Below are 18,063 nucleotides of genomic sequence, written 5' to 3'. Positions count from 1 at the left end.
CCGAGGCAGGCGCACGAACGACGAAAGTGGGCACCGTGAACAGGGAAACCGCTCTCACCCGGTCCCAGCTCCGCATGTGGTTCATGCAGGCGATGGACGTCCGGCGTACCGATCTGACGATCGCCTGCGCCGCCCGGCTCAGCGCCCCGATCGGGGTCGAGGAGCTGCAGCGCCGGCTCCTGGACGTCGTCGCCGGGCACCCGCTGCTGTCGGCGGTCGTCGACGCGGCGGCGGGTGAGCCGGTGTGGCGGTCGCTGCCGCCGCGGGAGGCCGTCCTCGCCGCGGTGCGGCCCACCGTGCGGGCGGCGAACCCGGCTCGGCTGCGCGCGCTCTACGCCGATTTCGCCGGGCAGCCGTGGTACCTCGGCCGGGAACTGGCGTGGTCGGCCGGCCTGGTCGTGACGCCGGAAGCGACGTACCTGTGCTGCCGGTTCCACCACCTGGTGTGCGACGGCGACCGCTCGTTGGAGCTGTTCCTCGCCGGGCTCGACGACCGGCCGCCGGCCGCGGCCGGGCCGGACCTCGGCCGGCTGGTGACCGAACCGCCGCTGCCGGAGGACGCCGGCGCGGAGGTGGCCCGGCTCGCCGGGGCGCTCACCGCCCCGGGGGACCTGCGGCGGCGGGTCGTCGAGCCCGATCCCGGCGGCCACCGCTGGAGCGGGGTGCTGGACCCGGGGCCGGACGGCGAGCCCGACGAAGTCCACCTCCTGCGGCGCCTGCGGGCGGCGACCGCCCACCTCGTCCCGGGGGAGCAGCTGCTCGTCGCGATCCCGTTCGACGGCGGCACGCCGGAGCAGGACGGGCAGTTCGGCTACTTCGGCAACCCGGGGATCGCCGTCCTGCCGTCGGACGACGATGACCCGCGGTGGGCCGAGCGGGAGTACGACCGGGCCCGTGCCCTGGCGCAGGTGCCGTTCCAGCACGTCATGGCCGACGACGGGTTCCGCGCCGCGGCCGACCCGGCCCACCCCTTCGACGTCCTGCTCGTGCCCCGGACCCTGTTCGGCCACCGCGGGGAGCTCGTCGAGTCGGTGGCGGAGCCCGCCGTCAGCAGAACGCCGTACGCCCTGGTGCTCAACCACTGGCGGGACGGTGCCGGCCGGCTACGCGTGCATCTGGAGTCCACTGTGGTCGGTCCGGAGGTGCTCGACCACCTGGGCGCGAGACTGCAGGGCGGCACGGACCACCGCGACGACGGCCGCCAGGAAGCACCGCAGGCGGAGCTCGACGTGCTCGAGCGGCTGTCCGCCGTGGTCGAGGCCCAGCCGGACGCGGTGGCCGTCGACGCCCCCGGCACCGGCACGGCGTCCTACGGGCAGCTGTGGGCGGAAGCTACGGCGCTCGCGGACCTCCTCGGCCGGACGCTGCCGCCGGAGCACCGCGTCGTCGCGGTGGTCGGCCGCAAGCACCCCGCCGAGATCGCCTGCGTGCTCGGGGTGAACCTGGCCGGGGCCACCGTGCTGCGGCTCGACCGCGGCCCGGCGGCCACCCGGCGCGCGCTGGCCGGGGTGGCGGGGATCGGCGCGGTCATCCGGCTGCCCGGCTCTCCGGTGCGCGGCACCGGGCCGGAGGAATCGTTCGAAGGAACCTTCGGGACGTACCGGATCGTCGCCGGGGCACGCGGCCCGGCCGCCGGTCCGGAGCGGCCGCTCTACATCACGCTGACGTCCGGCTCGACCGGGCAGCCCAAGCCGATCCCGTTCGCCCGCGCGGACCTGTCCGCGCTGGTCGCCTGGCACCTGCGGACGTTCCCCTCGCCGCGGCGGATGCTCCAGTTCTCCAAGCTGTCGTTCGACATCGCCTACCACGTCATCTACGCGACGCTGTGCGGCGGCGGCACCCTCGTGGCGGCCGGCAAGGAAGTCCGCGACGACCCCCGGAAGCTGCTGGAGTTCCTGGCCGCGGCGGGGATCGAGAAGGTGTACCTGCCGACCGTGCTGCTGCGGCCGGTGGCCGAGTCGGCGCTGGTCGAACCGGCGGTGGCGACCCCGGCGCTCAAGGAGGTCCTCGTCGCCGGCGGCGGGCTGCGGATCACGCCCGAAATCCGCGAGTGGTTCGGCCGCACCTCGGCGCGGCTGGTCAACCAGTACGGCATGTCCGAGACCCAGGACGTCACCAGCCACCAGCTCGGCGGGCCGCCGTCCGGCTGGCCGGACCGCCCGCCGGCGGGCTTCCCCATCGACGGCGTCGACGTCCGGGTGGTCGGCGGGGACGACGCCGAACTGCCGCCGACCCTCAGCGGCGCGGTGGTCGTCCGGCGCGGCACCGATACGGTCGTCACCGGCGACGTCGGCTACACCGACCGCGACGGCAGGCTGCACATCCTCGGCCGGAACAGCCGGGTCATCAAGCGCCGCGGCTTCCGCGTCAACCTGCAGGCCCTGGAGGCCGAGACCGCCGCGGCGCCCGGCGTGGCCGATGCCGTCGCCGTGCACCACCTGACCCCCGCCGGCGGCACCGAGATCGTCGTCGTGACGACCAGGCAGGACTCCGCCGCCGAGCCCGAGCCGGCCGCGATCCGCGACCGGATCGCCGAACGCCTCGGCGAAGGCTACGAGTTCGAGCTCCGGTTCGTGCCCGCGCTCCCGCGGCTGGCCAACCACAAACCCGATCTGCAGGCGATCACGAAGCTGGCCGAGGAGGCCGGCGCCCAGCGGACGTCCGGTGCGCCCGCCGCCGAACCGGGCGCGGCGGGGTCGGCCGTGCTCGCCGCCGTCCGCGCCCTCACCGGCAACCCGGCCGTCGACGAGCACTCCCGGTTCCTCGACGCCGGACTCGACTCGATCAGCCTGATGACCCTGGCGGCCCGGCTCGGCCGGGACCACCCCGGCCTGTCCGTCGCCGACTTCTTCCGCCACCCGGTGATCGGGGACCTGCAACGGGCCCTGGACCGGCCGGCGTCCCGGCCCGCCGCCGTCCGGCCCGAGCCGGTCGCGGCCGGCGAGCCGGACGAGGTGGCCGTCGTCGGCCTGGCCGGCCGGTTCCCCGGCGCCCCGGACGTCGAATCCTTCTGGCGCACCCTGCTCGACGGGACGTCCGCGGTGACGGCTCCCGGCGACGGCGGCACGTTCGTCCGCGCCCAGGGCCACCTGGCCGACGTCGACGCGTTCGACCACGCGTTCTTCGGGATCAGCCCGGCCGAAGCCCGGCGGATGGACCCGCAGGTGCGGGTGTTCCTCGAGCTGTGCTGGACCGCGCTGGAAGACGCCGGCGAAGTGGCCGGCCTGCCGGGCAAGAACGTCGGCGTGTTCGCGGGCGCCGGGTTGAGCACCTACCTGCTCAACGAGGTCGAGCCGCGGCGGCTGGCCGACGACGACACGCCGTTCCTGGAGCACAACACGCTCGCCGAACGGCTCGGCACCGACCGGAACTACCTCACCTCGACCGTGTCCTTCCGGCTCGGCCTGACCGGCCCCAGCGTCGTCGTGCAGGCCGCCTGCGCCACCGCGCTCACCGCCGTGCACACCGCCCGCCGGGCCCTGCTGGCCGGCGAATGCGACCTCGCGCTCGCCGGCGGCGTGTCGATCATCTACCCGCAGCCGGAGGGCTACGAGTACGTCGAAGGCTCGGTCCGCAGCCGCCACGGCGTGTGCCGCCCGTTCGACCGCGACGCCGACGGGACCGTCTTCGGCAACGGCGCCGGGGTCGTCGTCCTCAAGCGCGCCCGCGACGCCCGGACCGGCGGCAACACGGTCTACGCCGAGGTCGTCGGCAGCGCCGTCAACCACGACGGGGCCGCGAAGGCCGGCTTCAGCGCACCGAACCCGGCGTCGCAGACCCGGCTGATCGACGCCGCCGTCGGCGCTTCGGACCCCGTCGTCGACTTCGTGGAAGCGCACGGCACCGGAACCGCGATCGGCGACGTCATCGAGTGGGACGGGCTGCTCGCGTCCCGCCTGCAGGCCCCGGACGAAGCCACGCCGTGCCTGGTCGGCTCGGTCAAGGGCAACGTCGGCCACCTCGACGAAGCCGCCGGGATCGCCGGGTTCGTCAAGGGGTGCCTGGCCGTCCGGTACCGGCTCTACCCCGGGACGTACGGCTTCTCCGGCCTGCACCCGGGCCTGACCGGGACCGGCCGGTTCACGGTGACCGGCGACAGCCGCAAGCTGCCCGACGACCGGCCCGTCCGCGGCGGGGTCAGCTCGTTCGGCATGGGCGGTGCGAACTGCCACGTCCTGCTCAGCTCGCCGGCGGCCCCGCAGGCCAGCGAAGACGCCGGGACGCTGGGCGACCGCGACGCCCCGCTCTACCTGCCGGTCAGCGGCCGGAGCCGGGAGGCCCTCGGCGCACTGGCGACGCGGCTGGGCGAGCGGCTCGGCCACGACGCGGCCCAGCTGCCCGCGGCGAGTGTCGTGCGCACCCTCACCCACGGCCGCGAGCACTTCGGCGAGCACCGGGGCGTGCTCGTGCACGGCGCCGGCGCGCCGCCGTTCCGCGAGTTCCCCGCCGCCGCCGTGCGCGGCGAGACCGTCTGGGCGTTCCCCGGGCAGGGCAGCGGGTTCTCCTGGGACGCGGTGGCCGAGCTGGTCCGGTGGCCGGTGTTCGGCGAGCGCTTCCCGGCCCTGCTCGCGGAGTTCTCGGACCGGCTCGGGCCCGAAGCGTTCGAGCGGCACGTCGGACGGCGCACCGGCGACCCGGCGCGGCCGGTGGACACCGACGCGGCCACGTGCGGCGACCCGTGCACGATCCGCGAGCAGGTCCTGCAGTTCTCGTTCCAGCTCGCACTGGCCGACTTGCTGCGGTCGTTCGGCTGCGCCCCCGACGTCGTCACCGGGCACAGCCTGGGAGAGATCACCGCCGCGGTGTGCGCGGGCCTGCTGGCCGAACCGGACGCGCTGACGCTGGTGGCCGCCCGCTGCACCCTGATGGACGCCGCCCCGGCCGGGTTCATGGCCCAGGCACGCTGCTCGCACGACCGGGCCCGGGCACTGGCCGCGGAGCTCGACCTCGACGTCGCGGCGGTCAACGGCCCGGCGCAGGTCGTGCTGGCCGGCCCCCGGCCCCGGCTCGACGACCTGCGGCGGACCGCGTCCGCCGCGGGCATCCACCTGACCCCGCTGCCCGTCGGCAAGCCGTTCCACAGCCGGCTGCTGGCCGGGGCGGCCGGCGAGCTGGAGCGGGGCGCACCCGTCCCGGCCCGCCCCGCCGCGGTGGCGTTCGTCGGCTCGAACGCGGCCTACGGCCCCACCCGTGAACCGGACGGCCTGCGGTACTGGACGACCCAGCTGACCTCGCCGGTCGACTTCCTCGCCGCCGCCGAGCACGTGCTCGGCCGGTCGCCGCACCCCGCGATCGTGGTCGAGCTCGGCTTTTCCGCCACGCTCTCGCGCTTGGTGCGCGCCGCGGCGACCGACGGCGCGGTGCCGGCCCCGGAGCTGGTCTGCGACCTGAAGAAGTCCGTCCCCGGCTACGTCGGCAAGGTCGCCGCGGCGGCCTACCGCGCCGGCCGCGGGCCCGACTGGGCCGCGCTCAACCGGGTGACCGGCGGGGGCCTGCTCCCGCTGCCCGCCTACCCCTTCGACCGCACCGAGATCCGGCCGCTCGGCCCGGTGCCGCGGCGCGGGCCGCTCGGCGACGTGCTCGCCCCGGACGTGCCGTTCACCCTGGCTCCGTCCGATGAGGACTGGATCGGCGGCCACCGGGTCGGCGACCGCTGGCTCGTCCCGGCCGCCGGCATCCTCCGCCTCTTCGCCCGGATCGGGCGCGCGGTGCGCCCGGACGGCACCGACGTCCTGCTGGCCGACGTCTCCTTCGAGCGGCCCATCGCCTTCGAGGCCGAGACCGACGTCGTGGAGGCCCGGATCTCGGTCGCGTCCGGCTCGCCCGCCGAGTGCGTCCTGTGGACCCGGCGGCCCGGGCAGGCGTGGACCCGCAACGCCGCGGCCGTGCTCACCGACGAGGTCCGCGAGGTCGAGACCCCGGACGGCGCCGCCGGCCCGGTCGACGCCGACGGGCTCTACCGGCGGTTCGAAGACCAGGGACTGCACTACGGCACCGGCTACCGCGGCCTCGCCCGGATCACCGCCGGCCCGGCGGCGGCGCGAGCGCACTGGCGGCCGGAAGAAGCCCGCGGGGACCGCACCCGCCTCGGCATCGGCACCGACGAGGTGGCCGCGGTCGACGGCGTGCTGCAGCTCGCGGACGTCCTGGCGGCCACCGCCGGACCGGACGTCCGGATGCCCGCGCACGTGGCGTGGGCCCGGCTGCGCGCGGTCGCGGCCCCGGCCGACCTGATCACCGTCGGCCCCGACGGACCGGCCACCGTTTCCGGCGCCCTGTACGGCGAGACCGGGGGTGTGGTCGCCGAGCTCGCCGGCGTCCGGTTCCAGGGCGATCGCCGCGGGGGCGAGGTGGCCCACCGGCTCGTGTGGCGGCCGCACGTCCCGGTCGGCGCCGAACTGCCCGGCCCGGTGGCCGCGGCGCTGGAGGAGGCGCACGCCGCCCTGTCCGCACCGGACGACGAAGTCACGCGGTACCAGCGGCGCATCCGGCAGCTGGAAGACCACGCCGTGCGCGTCCTCGACTCGTCGGGCGCCCGCGAGTACCTGGCCGCCGCGACCGCGACCACACCGGCCGACGGCCGGCGCCTGCGGGCCTTCGCGAACCTGCTCGACCGCCCGCGCCCGGCCGTCACGGAAGTGCCGCCGGAGGGCGCCCTGGACGCCGAGTGGGCCATCGTCGGCAACTGCGCCGGCCAGCTGCCGGGGTTCTTCGACGGTTCCCTCGACGGCGAGAGCATCCTCTTCGGCGGCTCCGGCGCGGCCCGGCTGCGGTCCTACTACCAGAGCTCGTTCCTGCTCAACCGGCTCAACTCCGCGCTGGCCGGGGTGGTCGCGTCCGCGGCGGCCGCGCACTCCTCCCGGCCGCTGAAGGTCCTCGAAGTCGGCGGCGGCACCGGCGCCACCACCGAGGGCGTCCTCGCCGCGCTCGGCGAACTCGGGGCGGACGCGGACTACACCTTCACCGACCTCAGCGAGGGGCTGAACCGGCTCGCCGCCGAGCGGTTCGGGGCGCACCCCGGCTTCCGCACGGCGCTCGCCGACCTCGACTCCGACGAGTCTGTCGGCGCGCTCGACGACGACTACGACGTCGTGGTCGCGGTGGATGTCGTGCACGCCACCCGGAACGTCGGCGCCACGCTGGACCGGCTCGCCGGGCGCCTAGCGCCGCACGGGATGGTCCTGCTGGTCGAAGACCTCAAGGCGCTGGCCTGGGTGGACCTGACCTTCGGGCTGCTCGACAGCTGGTGGTCCTTCGACGACGACATCCGGGCGGACCACCCGCTGCTGTCCGAGGAACGCTGGCGGACCCTGCTGGACAGCCGGTTCGGCCGGGTCGACGTTCTCCGGGCGTGCGGCGGGCTGCCCGCCGGGGACACCGTCGCCGACGAAGGGCTGTTCGTCTGCGCCAACCCGCGCCCGGCGGACCGGGACGAGCCGGTCGTCGTCGACGTCGCGACCGGTGCGGACGCCGGAGACCTGCTGCCCGCGTCGGCACGCACGGCCGTGCTGCGGTTCGAGGCCGGCGAGCCGGACGCGGACACGGCCGAGTGGTTCGCCGCCGCGCTGCTGCGGGCGGTCCGGCGGGCCGAGGAGCTGCCGCGGCTGGACACCCTCGTGTTCGGCACCCCGGACGGGGCCGCCGCGGCGCCGGCCGGGGCGATGGCCGCGGCGCTGGCCCGGGTCGCGGCCTCGGAAGACCGCCGGGTCCGGACCCTCGCCCTGGCGGTCGACGGGCACGGACCGGCCGCGGAGACCGTCCGGCAGGTGAAGACCCTGCTGACGCACCGCGGCGCGCACGTCGCCGCACGGATCTGCGACGGCACGCTGCTGCTGCCCGCGGTCGAACCCGCCGGCCCCGCGCCGGACGGCGAGCCCCTCGACCACGACGCGCTGGTGGTGTTCGGCGGCTCGAGCGACCTCGCCCACGCCGTCACCGAATGGTTCGTCACGAACCACGGCACCGGCCGGGTGTGGCTGGCCGGCCGGTCGGTCCTCGACTCCGGCACCGAACGGTTCGCCGCCCGGCTCGCGGACACCGGCGTCCAGGTCCGTTACGTGACGGCCGACGTCGGCGACGCGGCCGAGGTCCGCGCGGTGGCCGAGCGGGTGCTGGCGGACTCGGCGAAGCCGCTCGTGCTCAACCTCGCCGCGGTGCTGCGCGACGGCACGATCGACACCGTCGGCGCCGAAGACCTCGAAGCCGTGCTGCGGCCGAAGGTCCGCGGCAGCCACCACCTCCGGACCGCCTTCGCCGGCACCGCCGCCCGGTTCGTGCTGTTCAGCTCCACCAGCGTCCTGCTCGGCAACGCCGGTCAGGCCGCGCACGGCATGGCTTGCGCCTACCTGGACGGCCTCGCCGCGGCCCCGGACGTCGTGGCGGTGCAGTGGGGACCGTGGGACGGCGTCGGCGTCACCGCCCGGCGCGGGCTGAACACGGCCTTGCGCCGGGCGGGGGAGAACCCGTTGCCCGCGGCCGTCCTGCTGCCCGAGCTCGACCGGGCCTGCCGGACCGGGGAGCCCGGCATCGCGGCCGACCTGAGCGCGCCCGTCCTGCGCCGGCACCCGTTCCACACCGCCTTGCTGCCCGCCCTGCCCCGCCCGGCGGCCACTCCGGACGCGCCGGAAAGCACGAGCGCGACCCCGGCCGGTGAAACCGCACCCGATGGCGAGCTCGTCACCGCGGCGGTGGCGTCCGTGCTCGGGGTGGCGCCCGGCGAGCTGGCCGCGGACCGGTCGCTGGCCGACAACGGCGTCGACTCCCTGACCCTGATCGAGGTCCGCGCGCTCATCGAGCGCCGGAGCGGGGTCCGGGTGCCGCTGAACGACCTGTCCGACGCGCCGACCCTGGCCGCGGCCGCGGACGCCGTCCGGCCGCGGGTCGCCCCGGCGGCCACGGAGCCGGTGGCCACGGACCCGGTGTTCTACGTTTCCGGCATCTTCGGGCGGCTCGACGGCGCGCCCGACCTGGAGAGCGCGCTGACGACGCCGGGCGGGCTGGTCACGCTGGCTTCGCCGACCCGCGAGGCGGGGGCGGCGGGCCGGACCGACGTCGTGGCGGTGGCCGGCGACCTGGCCGATCGGGTCGAGTCGGTGCAGCCGGAGGGCGAGATCACGCTCGCCGGTCACTCGTTCGGGGCGATGGTCGCCTGCTCGCTGGCCGTCGAGCTCAAGCGCCGGGGGCGGACCCTGCGGCGGTTCGTGGCCGTCGACGGCGAACCCGTCGCCGCGGCCGCCGAATCCGCCGTCGAACCTGCCGGTGAGGCGGAATTCACGCGCCTGCTGGAGCTGGGCGGCGGAGCGGGCCGCCTGTCCGGGGACAGCTGGGCGGAGGCCTGGGAGAGCTACCGGGTCAACTGCGAGATCGCCCGCTCGGCCCAGGTCGTCGGCGAGCTCGGCTGCCCGATCGTCATCGCCGTGCCCGAGACCGCCACCGGCGTCGGCCTCGGACCCGGCCGCGCGGCCGCGCTGGCCGCCGAAGCCGAGGAGAAGTTGGGAGGTACTTCCGTTGCCGTAGTCCGCATCCCGGGTGATCACTTCTCGATGCTGCGCTCGCCGCACGTCACCCGGCTCGCCGAACACCTCGAGTGAGACAACCGAAGGAGACACGAGATGACTTCCATCGCCACCCCGGCGGCCGCCACCGAACGGTTGCTGACCCCGGACGAGGCCGCGCAGTTCCACGAAGACGGGTACGTCGTCAAGCGCGGGCTCTTCTCCGCCGGCGAGCTGCGCCCGCTGCAGGACGAGCTCGACCGCCACCCGGACATCCGCGGTTCGCAGTCCAGCATTCCCGACCTCGAAGGGAAACTGTGGAAGGTCACCATCTGGTGCGAGCAGAACGACACCTACGCCGGCAAGCTGCCGCGCCTGGCCCGGATGGTCGACAACACGTCCCTGCTGCTGGGTGAGGAAAGCTACTTCTGGCACATCAAGCTCGTCCGCAAGAGCGACGACGTCCCCGGCGCGGTCGACTGGCACCAGGGGTACGCCTACTGGTACGACGACTGCGTCTACCCGAACACCGTCACGTGCTCGGTCGCGCTCGACTCGAACAACCTGGAGAACGGCTGCCTGAAGGTGGTCAAGGGCTCGCACAAGCTGGGCCGGATCGACATGGTCGACGTCGGCGGCGCGCACGTGGCCGACCCGGTGCGGACCGCGCAGATCCTCGACCGGCTGGAAGTCGTCCCGTGCGAGATGGAGGCGGGCGACGCGGTCTTCTTCCACGCCAACATGCTCCACGGTTCGCTGCCCAACAGCACCAGCCGGCCGCGCACGCTGATGCACTGCGTCTACAACGCGCGGTCGAACGAGCCGGTGGACCCGGAGAAGTCGCCGCACCGGGCCTACCGCCCGACGGAGAAGCTGCCCGACGACACGCTCGCGCGCGGCGACTACGACACCGTGTTCGAGAAGCACACCTTCTTCGCGCCGGAGCAGCTCAACAGCGTCGGCGGGACCCAGGTCTTCTGACCACCGCGGTCGTCCCCGGCCGGGAGTCCTTTGTGGACCGAGAAACCGGCCGGGGCCGGCGCGGTGCCGTAGGTTGGTCCGGTGGATGACGAGAGGTCAGACGTGGAGCCGTTGGTGCGGGAGAAGTCCGGCGACGCGCACGTGCGCCGGGAGCGGGTCGTCGGCATCCTGCTGATGCTGGGCTCGGCGACGTCGTTCAGCACGATCGGGTTGTTCACCCGGGCGACGACGCAGTCGCTGGGTGACGTGCTGTTCCTGCGCGGGGTGTTCGGTGCGCTCGCGATCTGGGTGGTGGCCCGGCTGTTCACCAAGCAGCGCATGACGGACCGGGAGAACTTCCGCTGGCCCGCGCTCGCCGTGGCCGGCCTGTTCACCGTCGGGATGACCAGCCTGGTCGGGGCCTACCGGCTCGGCAGCGTCGTGAACGTGTCGGTCATCTACGCGACCATCCCGATCGTCGTCGGGCTGGCCCAGCTGATCTTCTTCCGGCGCAAGCCGTCCCCGGTGTTCTGGGTGTCCGGCGCCGCCGTGGTGATCGGCGTCGGCGTGATGGCCGGCGGCGGCCTGAGCGGCGGCGACCTGGCCGGCATGGGCCTGGCCTTCGTGATGACGGTGTGCGTGGCGGGGGTCATCCTGATCTCGCGCCGGCACCGGGACACGCCGATGCTGGCTGCGTCCGCGCTGGCCTGCCTGCTCTCCAGCCTGCTCGCGGCCCCCTTCCTGGACCGCGACCTGTTCGACCCGAAGGGGTTCGCCGTCTCGGCCCTGTTCGGCATCGTGACCCTCGGTCTGGGCCGCGTCTTCCTGGTGCTCGGCTCCGGCCGCGTGCCGTCCCGGGACGCGTCGCTGATCGACGTCCTCGACGCGCCCATGACGCCGGTGTGGACCTGGCTCGTCCTCGGCGAAGTGCCCGGTGTCAACGGCATCGCCGGTGGCGCCGTCGTGATCCTCGCCGTCCTGCTCGGCGTCCGGTACGACCGGGAGTGAGTGCCGGTCGTCCCCGGCGTCGCGGGCGGCTTTCCCCCGAAGGTGGTCGAATCCGTGACTCCCCACATCAAAGCTGCTTCCGCCGGCGGAGGCGAAGCGGTGGCCGGCGTCGTCCTGGCCGACCTCGGCCTGCTGCTGGTGACCGCGTTCGCGTTCGCCCTGCTGGCGAAGCGCCTGCGGCAGCCCGCCGTGCTCGGCGAGATCGTCGCCGGGATCGCGCTCGGCCCCAGCCTGCTCGGCCTGCTGCCCGGCGACCCGACGGCGGTGCTGTTCCCGCCGGCGGCCCGGCCCTACCTGATGGTGCTTTCGCAGCTGGGCCTGGTGCTGTTCATGTTCGGTGTCGGCTACGAACTGAGGTTTTCGCGGCTGCGGGGTGTCGGCAAGCAGGTGACGGCGGTGTCCCTCGTGTCGGTCGCGCTGCCGTTCGCGCTCGGCGCCGGGCTCGCCCTGCTGCTGTACCCGTGGCTCGACCGGCACGAGCTGAAGATGGGCGGGGCGCTCGGGCCGGCGCTGTTCCTCGGCGCGGCGATGTCGATCACCGCGTTCCCCGTACTGGCCCGGATCGTCACCGAGCGCGGTCTCCAGCACAGCCGGCTCGGCACGGTCGCCCTGGCCAGCGCGGCCGTGCAGGACTTCCTCGCCTGGTGCGTGCTGGCCGTGGTGGTCGCCGTCGTCACGGTGGGCGGTCCGTGGCCGCTCGGCCGGATCGCGCTCGGCTCGGCGGTGTTCGTCCTCGTGCTGGTGTACCTGGTGCGCCCGGCCCTGAAGTGGCTGCTGGCGCCGGAGCGGAAGTGGGCGGGCAGCCGGATCGCCGTGCACACCGTGCTGATGGCCGGGTTGCTCACGTGTGCGTGGACGACCGACGTGATCGGCCTGCACGTCGTGTTCGGGGCGTTCCTCTTCGGCGCCGTGGTGCCGCGGGAGGCGGTCGCCGCGAGCGCGCCGGAGGTGCCGGCGCGGATCGAGCAGATGAGCCTGCTGCTGCTCCCGGTGTTCTTCACCGTCACCGGGCTTTCGGTCGACCTCGGGACGCTGGGGATGCGCGGAGTGGTGATCGTGCTCGCGGTGATCGCCGTCGCGTGCGTGAGCAAGTTCGCCGGCGCGGTCGGGGCGGCCCGCCTCACCGGGGCCGACGGGCACCGGTCGGTCGCGCTCGGCATCCTGCTCAACACCCGCGGCCTGACCGAGCTGGTGATCCTCAACGTCGGGCTGAGCCTCGGCGTGCTCGACACGCGGCTGTTCACCGCGATGGTGATCATGGCCGTGGTGACGACGCTGATGACCGGGCCGCTGCTGAGCCGTCTCAAGCGCCGCGCGCCGGCGGCCGCCTCGGTCGTCGCACCGGCTCCGGCCCCGGCTCCGAAGGACGCCCCGGACGACGAGGACACGGCGCGCGCTGCATGATCGCCCCATGAGTGAAACCGGCCGGCTCCGGCGCCTGCGGGCGGCGGCGGTGCACGCGACCCTGGGTGACCCGGGTGCGCTGACCACTGCCGTCGAGGCGCTGGAGTTCGTGCAGTACGACCCGATCCGCCGCCCGGGCCGCGCCCAGGACCTGATCCTGCGCCACCGGGTGCGCGGCTACCGCGAGGGCGGTCTCGAGCGGGCGTACGACCGGCTCGGCCTGGACGAGGGCTACCTGCACGTCTACGGCGCGATGACCCCGCGGCTGCGGGCGCTGGCCGACCCCCGCGGCCGCCCGGAGTTCGCGTACCGGCCCTCGGGCGTGGCCGCGGACGTCCTGGCGCTGGTCGGCGAGACGGGGGTCGTCCACCCTCGGGAGGTCGCGGCCCGCCTGGGCGACGCGCGCGTGGAGAACCTCTGGGGCGGGACGTCGACGGCCACCACCCACGCGCTCGACGAGCTGCACCGGCACTGGCTGGTCCGGGTCGCCGGGCGCCGCAACGGCGTGAAGCTCTACGGCCCCGCGGCACCGGTGTCCTCGACGGGCGACCCGGCGCTCGCGCTGACGAGGTACCTGGCGCGGTTGCTGATGCCGGTTCCGTTGCCCACCTTGCGAAGCGCGCTGGTGCAGCTGCGCCGCCGAGGCGGAATCGACGCGTCGGCGGCGGTCGATGCCCTGGTGGCTTCGGGGGAACTCGTCGTCGAAGTGGTGGCCGGGTGCTCGTGGGCCCGGCCGGCCGACGCGGTCGTCCCGGAAACGCCGGTACCGCCGCGGGTCCGGTTCCTCGCCCCGTTCGACCCGGTGGTCTGGGACCGCCGCCGCTTCGAGCTCCTGTGGGGCTGGCCGTACCGCTTCGAGGCGTACACACCGGCCGCGGCCCGCAGGTTCGGGTACTACGCCCTGCCGCTGCTGACCGGCGACCGCGCGGTGGGCTGGGTCTGCTGCACGGTGACCGGTGGCGGCTTGGCCGTGGAGGGGCGGTTCGCCGTCCGGGAGGAGAAGGGCAAGGCATTCCGCGCGGGCTTCGACCGCGAAGCGGAGCGGCTCGCGGCCACCTTCGGGCTTTCGCTGCGGTCGGCGACGTTGGGGGTGTGAGGGGGTCCGTCGCGTGTGGTGGGTCAGCCGCGTGGGTCGGGGAGTTTGCGTCCGGCCGCGAAGATGACCAGGGCGATCACGACCTGGACCGCCATCACGCCCGCGAAGGCATCGCGGATGCCGAGTACTCCGGGCTCGGCCAGCCACAGGTACGAGCTGCCGAGCGTGGCCACGCCCGCGGCCACCGACACCTGCTGCACGGTCACCAGCACGCCGCTCCCGGCGCCGGCCTGGGTGGCCGGCACTCGGGACAGGACGACGCGGAACATCGTCGTCATCGTCAGGCCCTGGCCGAAGCCCGCGAGGGCCATGCCCGGGACCAGGGCGAGGATCGGTACGTGCGGCCAGGCGAGCAGGACCGTGCCGATGAGGACGGCGATCCCGGCTGCCTGGGCGATGGCGCCCGTCGTCACCACTCGGTGTCCGATGTGGACTGTCAACCTGCTGCTGACCAGCGAGGCCACCAGGAACCCGACCGCCATCGGGGTGATCGCGAGGCCCGCGGCCGCGGCGCTGAACCGGAGGCCGTCCTGCAGCGTCAGCGCGTACACGAACAGGAAAGCGCCGAAGCCGGCGAAAAACGGGGCGCTGAGCGCCAGTCCGCGTCGCATGCTGGGCAGCGCGAGCAGGGACGGCGGCAGCAGCGGGGTGGCGTCCTGCCGCTCGGCCCGCCGCTGCGTGCGGGCGAACAGCACCGCGAGCACCGGCGCGGCGCCCAGCGACAGCCACGTCCACCACGGCCAGCCCAGCACGCGGCCGGCCATCAGCGGCACCAGGACCGCCAGGACCAGCGCACCGAACAGCGGGGTGCCGGCCCGGTCGAGGCCGAGCGGGCGCTCCGAGCGGCTCTCCGGCACGGTTCGCCGGAGCGCGAGCAGGCAGACCAGCCCGATCGGCACGTTCACCAGGAAGATGGGCCGCCAGGTCAGGCCGCCGAGGTCGGCCGTCACCAGGAGGCCGCCCGCCAGCTGGCCGACGCACATGGCCAGCCCCGAAGTGGCTCCCCACCAGCCCAGTGCCTTCGACCGCCGCTCGCCGGCGGTGGTGGCCTGGATGATCGACAGCACCTGCGGCACCATCAGCGCCGCCGACGCCCCTTGCGCGGCCCGGGCCGCCACCAGCAGGCCGGCCGTCGGTGCGAGGCCGCCGGCGAGCGAGGTGAGGGTGAACAGGCCGAGGCCGACGGCGAACAGCCGCCGCCTGCCGAAGTGGTCGCCGAGCCGCCCGCCGAGCACCAGCAGGGTGGCGTAGGCGATCCCGTAGGCCGCGACGACCAGCTGCAGCACGACGGGTGTCGCGTGCAGGGTGCGGTCGATGGTCGGCAAGGCGACGTTGACGATGAAGAAGTCGACGATCGACAGGCCGGCGCCGCTCAGCACGGTCAGCAGCCCGGCCGGGCCGAGCTCGGCCGGGGACCGCGTCCCCGGGCGCGTACCGATTGCTGTGTCCATGGTTCCACCCTCCGCGCTGCGGCGTCACACGACCGTCACTCGGCACAGCTCCACGTCATCCGCAACGCCGCGAGCGCCCGCTGCTCCAGCCGGGCGGCGTGCGCCGCGTCGCGCCCGGCGACCAGCCAGCCGATTTCGCCGCGGCACGCCGTGGCGTCGACGGTGACGGCCACCCCGGTCCGGGCCGGCCGGTCGTAGGCCACCTCGGCGATCTCGAGCGCCGCGACGGCCGTCGGGAAATCGCGCACCTTGATGCCCGCGCGGGTCAGCAGCACCCGGTCCCGGGTGTGGTCCGGGCCGGCCAGCGCCCGGGCGAGCCGCGCGACCGGGCCGTACCGGCCGGCGCCGGCTCGCACCCCGCTGACGAACCACCCGTCCCCGGTCACCACCGAGTCGACGCGCAGCGCACCGGCGTACCCCCGCCGCCCCGCCTCGGCCGCGACGTTCACGCTGTGCGAGGTCAGCTCGGCGCGCAGGGCCGCGGTCAGGTTCCCGCCGGGCACTTCGAGGCCCGCGACGCCGGGCCGCCGTTCGGCGAGGCCCAGCAGATCGGGCGGACCGGCGGGCCCGGGCACCCAGAACTCCGCGACGTGGGCGCGCAGGACCCGGCGGTGCACCTCGACGAGCACGTCCGCGCCGCCGTGGTCGCTCAGCAGCGGCCACAGTTCGGCGGCGAGGAAAGCGAAGTCGCAGTCGTCGCCGGGCACCCGCACGATCGGGTGCCGTTCGTCGCGGATCTCGTCGTGCACGGTCACCACCAGCCCCTCGCCCCGGCCGGAATCCCGCCGGACGAGCACGCGCCCCGCGACGGGCAGCAGCGCCCGCACCGCCGAGCAGAGGCCGTGCTCGGTGGCGACCGGCCGGCCCGGCACGAGCGGAGCGCCGACCGCGCCGGCCAGCAGGTGCAGCCCGGCGGGTCCGTCGAGCGCTTCGGCGCCACCGAACCGGAGGAACCGGCGGCACGCGGCGTCGGTGTCGCCGCCGACCCCGGCGACGGGGAGACCGAGATCGTCGGCGAGGGCCAGGACGCCGCGCCCGGGGCGGTACGGGACCAGCCGTCGCGCGCCGAGGTCGCCGGCGCGGAGTGCGGCCGCGGCCCGGCCGTCGTCCAGCGCGGGCCCGGCCACGACCAGGTTCCCGGCGCTCAGCCGCGACCCGAGCAGGTCGCCGAGGTAGCCGAGGAAGTCGTCCCCGCAGCGGTGCGGCACCAGCAGCCGGTCCTGCTCCCCGAGGACGGCCACCAGTTCGCAGCCGCATTCCGGGCCGCCCGGCTCGACGGCGATGAGGTCAGGCATCGTGGCGTCCTCGGTAGAAGGGAAGACCATCGGGCCGACCCTGCACGACTCGCCGTGACCGCGGAGTCGCACCGCCGTCACACCCGCCGTCACCTGATGTGACGAGCCGCACGGTTTTCGCCGCCGCAACCGCCGTTCCGAGCGTTTCCGAATACGCTCTGTTCCGTTGATCAATGCGCTGCTCTATTGTCTGCGCCCTCCCATGTCTTGAGCTACCCTCGGCCCGTGGGAGGATTTACTGGGGGAGCACAACCGCTCCCGTCCGATGCCGAACTCGTCACCCGGCTCAGGGGTGGCGATGAAACGGCGTATGCGCTCCTTCTCGACGCGTGGTCGGGAAAACTCTTGCGCGTGGCGCGATCCTTCGTCAGCACCAACGATTCGGCGCACGAGCTGGTCCAGGACACTTGGCTGGCCGTGGTGCGCGGAATCGGCGACTTCGAGGGCCGCTCATCGTTGAAGACGTGGGTCTTCCGGATTCTCGTGAACGCCGCCAAACGGCGTAGTACCCAAGAAAGGCGTACCGTCCCCTGGAGCAGTGTGGTCCTGGCGGAGGACTTCGGGCCGACGGTCGACCCGTCCCGTTTTCGCGGTTCCACCGATCCGTACCCCGGCGATTGGTGGGCCTATCCGGCCGCGTGGCCGACGCCGGAACAGGAAGCAATGGCGACGGAAATCAGAAATGAAGTGTCGTCGGCGCTGACGGAATTGCCCGAGCGGCAGCAGATCGTGCTCACGCTGCGCGATGTCGAGGGGTGCACGTCCGAAGAGGTCTGCGAGATGCTGGAGATTTCGGCGGCGAACCAGCGGGTTCTGCTGCACCGGGCGAGGGCGGCGGTCCGGCAGCGGCTCGAAGACTACCTGACGCCCGCGCCGGCGGGCGACGACCCGGACGCGATCGCACCGTGACGGCCCGTCTTCGAAGGGGACTGGACCGCGATCCTCGTGCGCGGTGTAACGCTGCGCGACCCTCCGACACTGTATGTCCGTAGCTCTTGGTTGCACGGCGGTGCCGAGGAAGGTCGGACAGGTAGTCTGAACGGGTGGTCGACATGAAGAAGATGACATGTCAGGAGCTGGTCGAGCTGGTCTCGGCCTTCCTCGACGGCGAGCTCGATCCGGCCACGGAGCGCCGTCTGGTCGACCACGTCGCCATCTGCGAAGGCTGCGGAAGCTACATCGACCAGTTCCGCCGGACGATCACCACGCTCGGCGAACTGCCCGACGAATCGCCGGGGGTGTTGGCGCCGGAACGCCGCAGCATGCTGCTGGCCGAGTTCCGCAAACTGCACCCGCCCGCGGACGCCCCGGACGAAGCCGGCAATTAGTTCGCCGTAAGGGATCGGTAACCGTGC

At 74.4% G+C, this 18,063-nt stretch carries 9 protein-coding genes; 7 read left to right on the top strand and 2 right to left on the bottom strand.

The window, feature by feature from the left end:
* The first annotated feature begins 35 nt into the window (after positions 1 to 35).
* From ACWDN5_RS17350 to ACWDN5_RS17330, 5 genes are all read left to right on the top strand, one after another.
* Positions 36 to 9,590: a beta-ketoacyl synthase N-terminal-like domain-containing protein gene (locus ACWDN5_RS17350; protein ID WP_449677019.1), complete on the top strand. Its 9,555-nt coding sequence runs from the start codon at positions 36 to 38 to the stop codon at positions 9,588 to 9,590.
* Between the two features lie 21 nt (positions 9,591 to 9,611).
* Complete coding sequence (locus ACWDN5_RS17345; RefSeq protein ID WP_310970046.1) at positions 9,612 to 10,475, top strand: phytanoyl-CoA dioxygenase family protein; 864 nt, start codon at positions 9,612 to 9,614, stop codon at positions 10,473 to 10,475.
* Positions 10,476 to 10,589: 114 nt separating this feature from the next.
* Positions 10,590 to 11,462, top strand: a complete 873-nt coding sequence (locus tag ACWDN5_RS17340; RefSeq protein ID WP_449677018.1) for a DMT family transporter — start codon at positions 10,590 to 10,592, stop codon at positions 11,460 to 11,462.
* A gap of 54 nt (positions 11,463 to 11,516) precedes the next feature.
* Entirely contained in the window at positions 11,517 to 12,866 is a 1,350-nt protein-coding gene (locus ACWDN5_RS17335) for a cation:proton antiporter (RefSeq protein ID WP_449677017.1), read from the top strand.
* Between the two features lie 7 nt (positions 12,867 to 12,873).
* The gene (locus ACWDN5_RS17330) at positions 12,874 to 13,962 is read left to right on the top strand and encodes a DNA glycosylase AlkZ-like family protein (RefSeq protein WP_449677016.1); all 1,089 of its coding nucleotides are present in this window, start codon (positions 12,874 to 12,876) and stop codon (positions 13,960 to 13,962) included.
* A 23-nt stretch (positions 13,963 to 13,985) separates the two neighbouring features.
* Here the strand turns inward: ACWDN5_RS17330 and ACWDN5_RS17325 are convergent, their stop codons facing one another.
* Positions 13,986 to 15,413 (bottom strand): MFS transporter, encoded by a 1,428-nt coding sequence (locus tag ACWDN5_RS17325; RefSeq protein ID WP_449677015.1) that lies wholly within the window; start codon positions 15,411 to 15,413, stop codon positions 13,986 to 13,988.
* Between the two features lie 35 nt (positions 15,414 to 15,448).
* On the bottom strand, positions 15,449 to 16,708 hold the full coding sequence (locus ACWDN5_RS17320) for a peptide ligase PGM1-related protein (protein WP_449677014.1): 1,260 nt from the start codon (positions 16,706 to 16,708) through the stop codon (positions 15,449 to 15,451).
* A gap of 225 nt (positions 16,709 to 16,933) precedes the next feature.
* Here ACWDN5_RS17320 and ACWDN5_RS17315 point away from each other — a divergent pair, with 225 nt between their 5' ends.
* Entirely contained in the window at positions 16,934 to 17,617 is a 684-nt protein-coding gene (locus ACWDN5_RS17315; protein ID WP_310970053.1) for an RNA polymerase sigma factor, read from the top strand.
* 143 nt (positions 17,618 to 17,760) lie between these two features.
* Complete coding sequence (locus ACWDN5_RS17310) at positions 17,761 to 18,036, top strand: anti-sigma factor family protein (RefSeq protein WP_310970054.1); 276 nt, start codon at positions 17,761 to 17,763, stop codon at positions 18,034 to 18,036.
* The last annotated feature ends 27 nt before the right edge of the window (positions 18,037 to 18,063 follow it).

It is taken from the genome of Amycolatopsis sp. NPDC003731 (genome assembly GCF_053586895.1).
This window is presented reverse-complemented; position numbering and strand designations above follow the sequence as displayed.

Excerpts from the sequence above, each read along its gene's own strand:
- ACWDN5_RS17345 (WP_310970046.1), top strand. The coding sequence starts at position 9,612 with ATGACTTCCATCGCCACCCCGGCGGCCGCCACCGAACGGTTGCTGACC.
- ACWDN5_RS17325 (WP_449677015.1), bottom strand. The coding sequence starts at position 15,413 with ATGGACACAGCAATCGGTACGCGCCCGGGGACGCGGTCCCCGGCCGAG.
- ACWDN5_RS17310 (WP_310970054.1), top strand. The coding sequence starts at position 17,761 with ATGAAGAAGATGACATGTCAGGAGCTGGTCGAGCTGGTCTCGGCCTTC.
- ACWDN5_RS17320 (WP_449677014.1), bottom strand. The coding sequence starts at position 16,708 with ATGCCTGACCTCATCGCCGTCGAGCCGGGCGGCCCGGAATGCGGCTGC.
- ACWDN5_RS17330 (WP_449677016.1), top strand. The coding sequence starts at position 12,874 with ATGAGTGAAACCGGCCGGCTCCGGCGCCTGCGGGCGGCGGCGGTGCAC.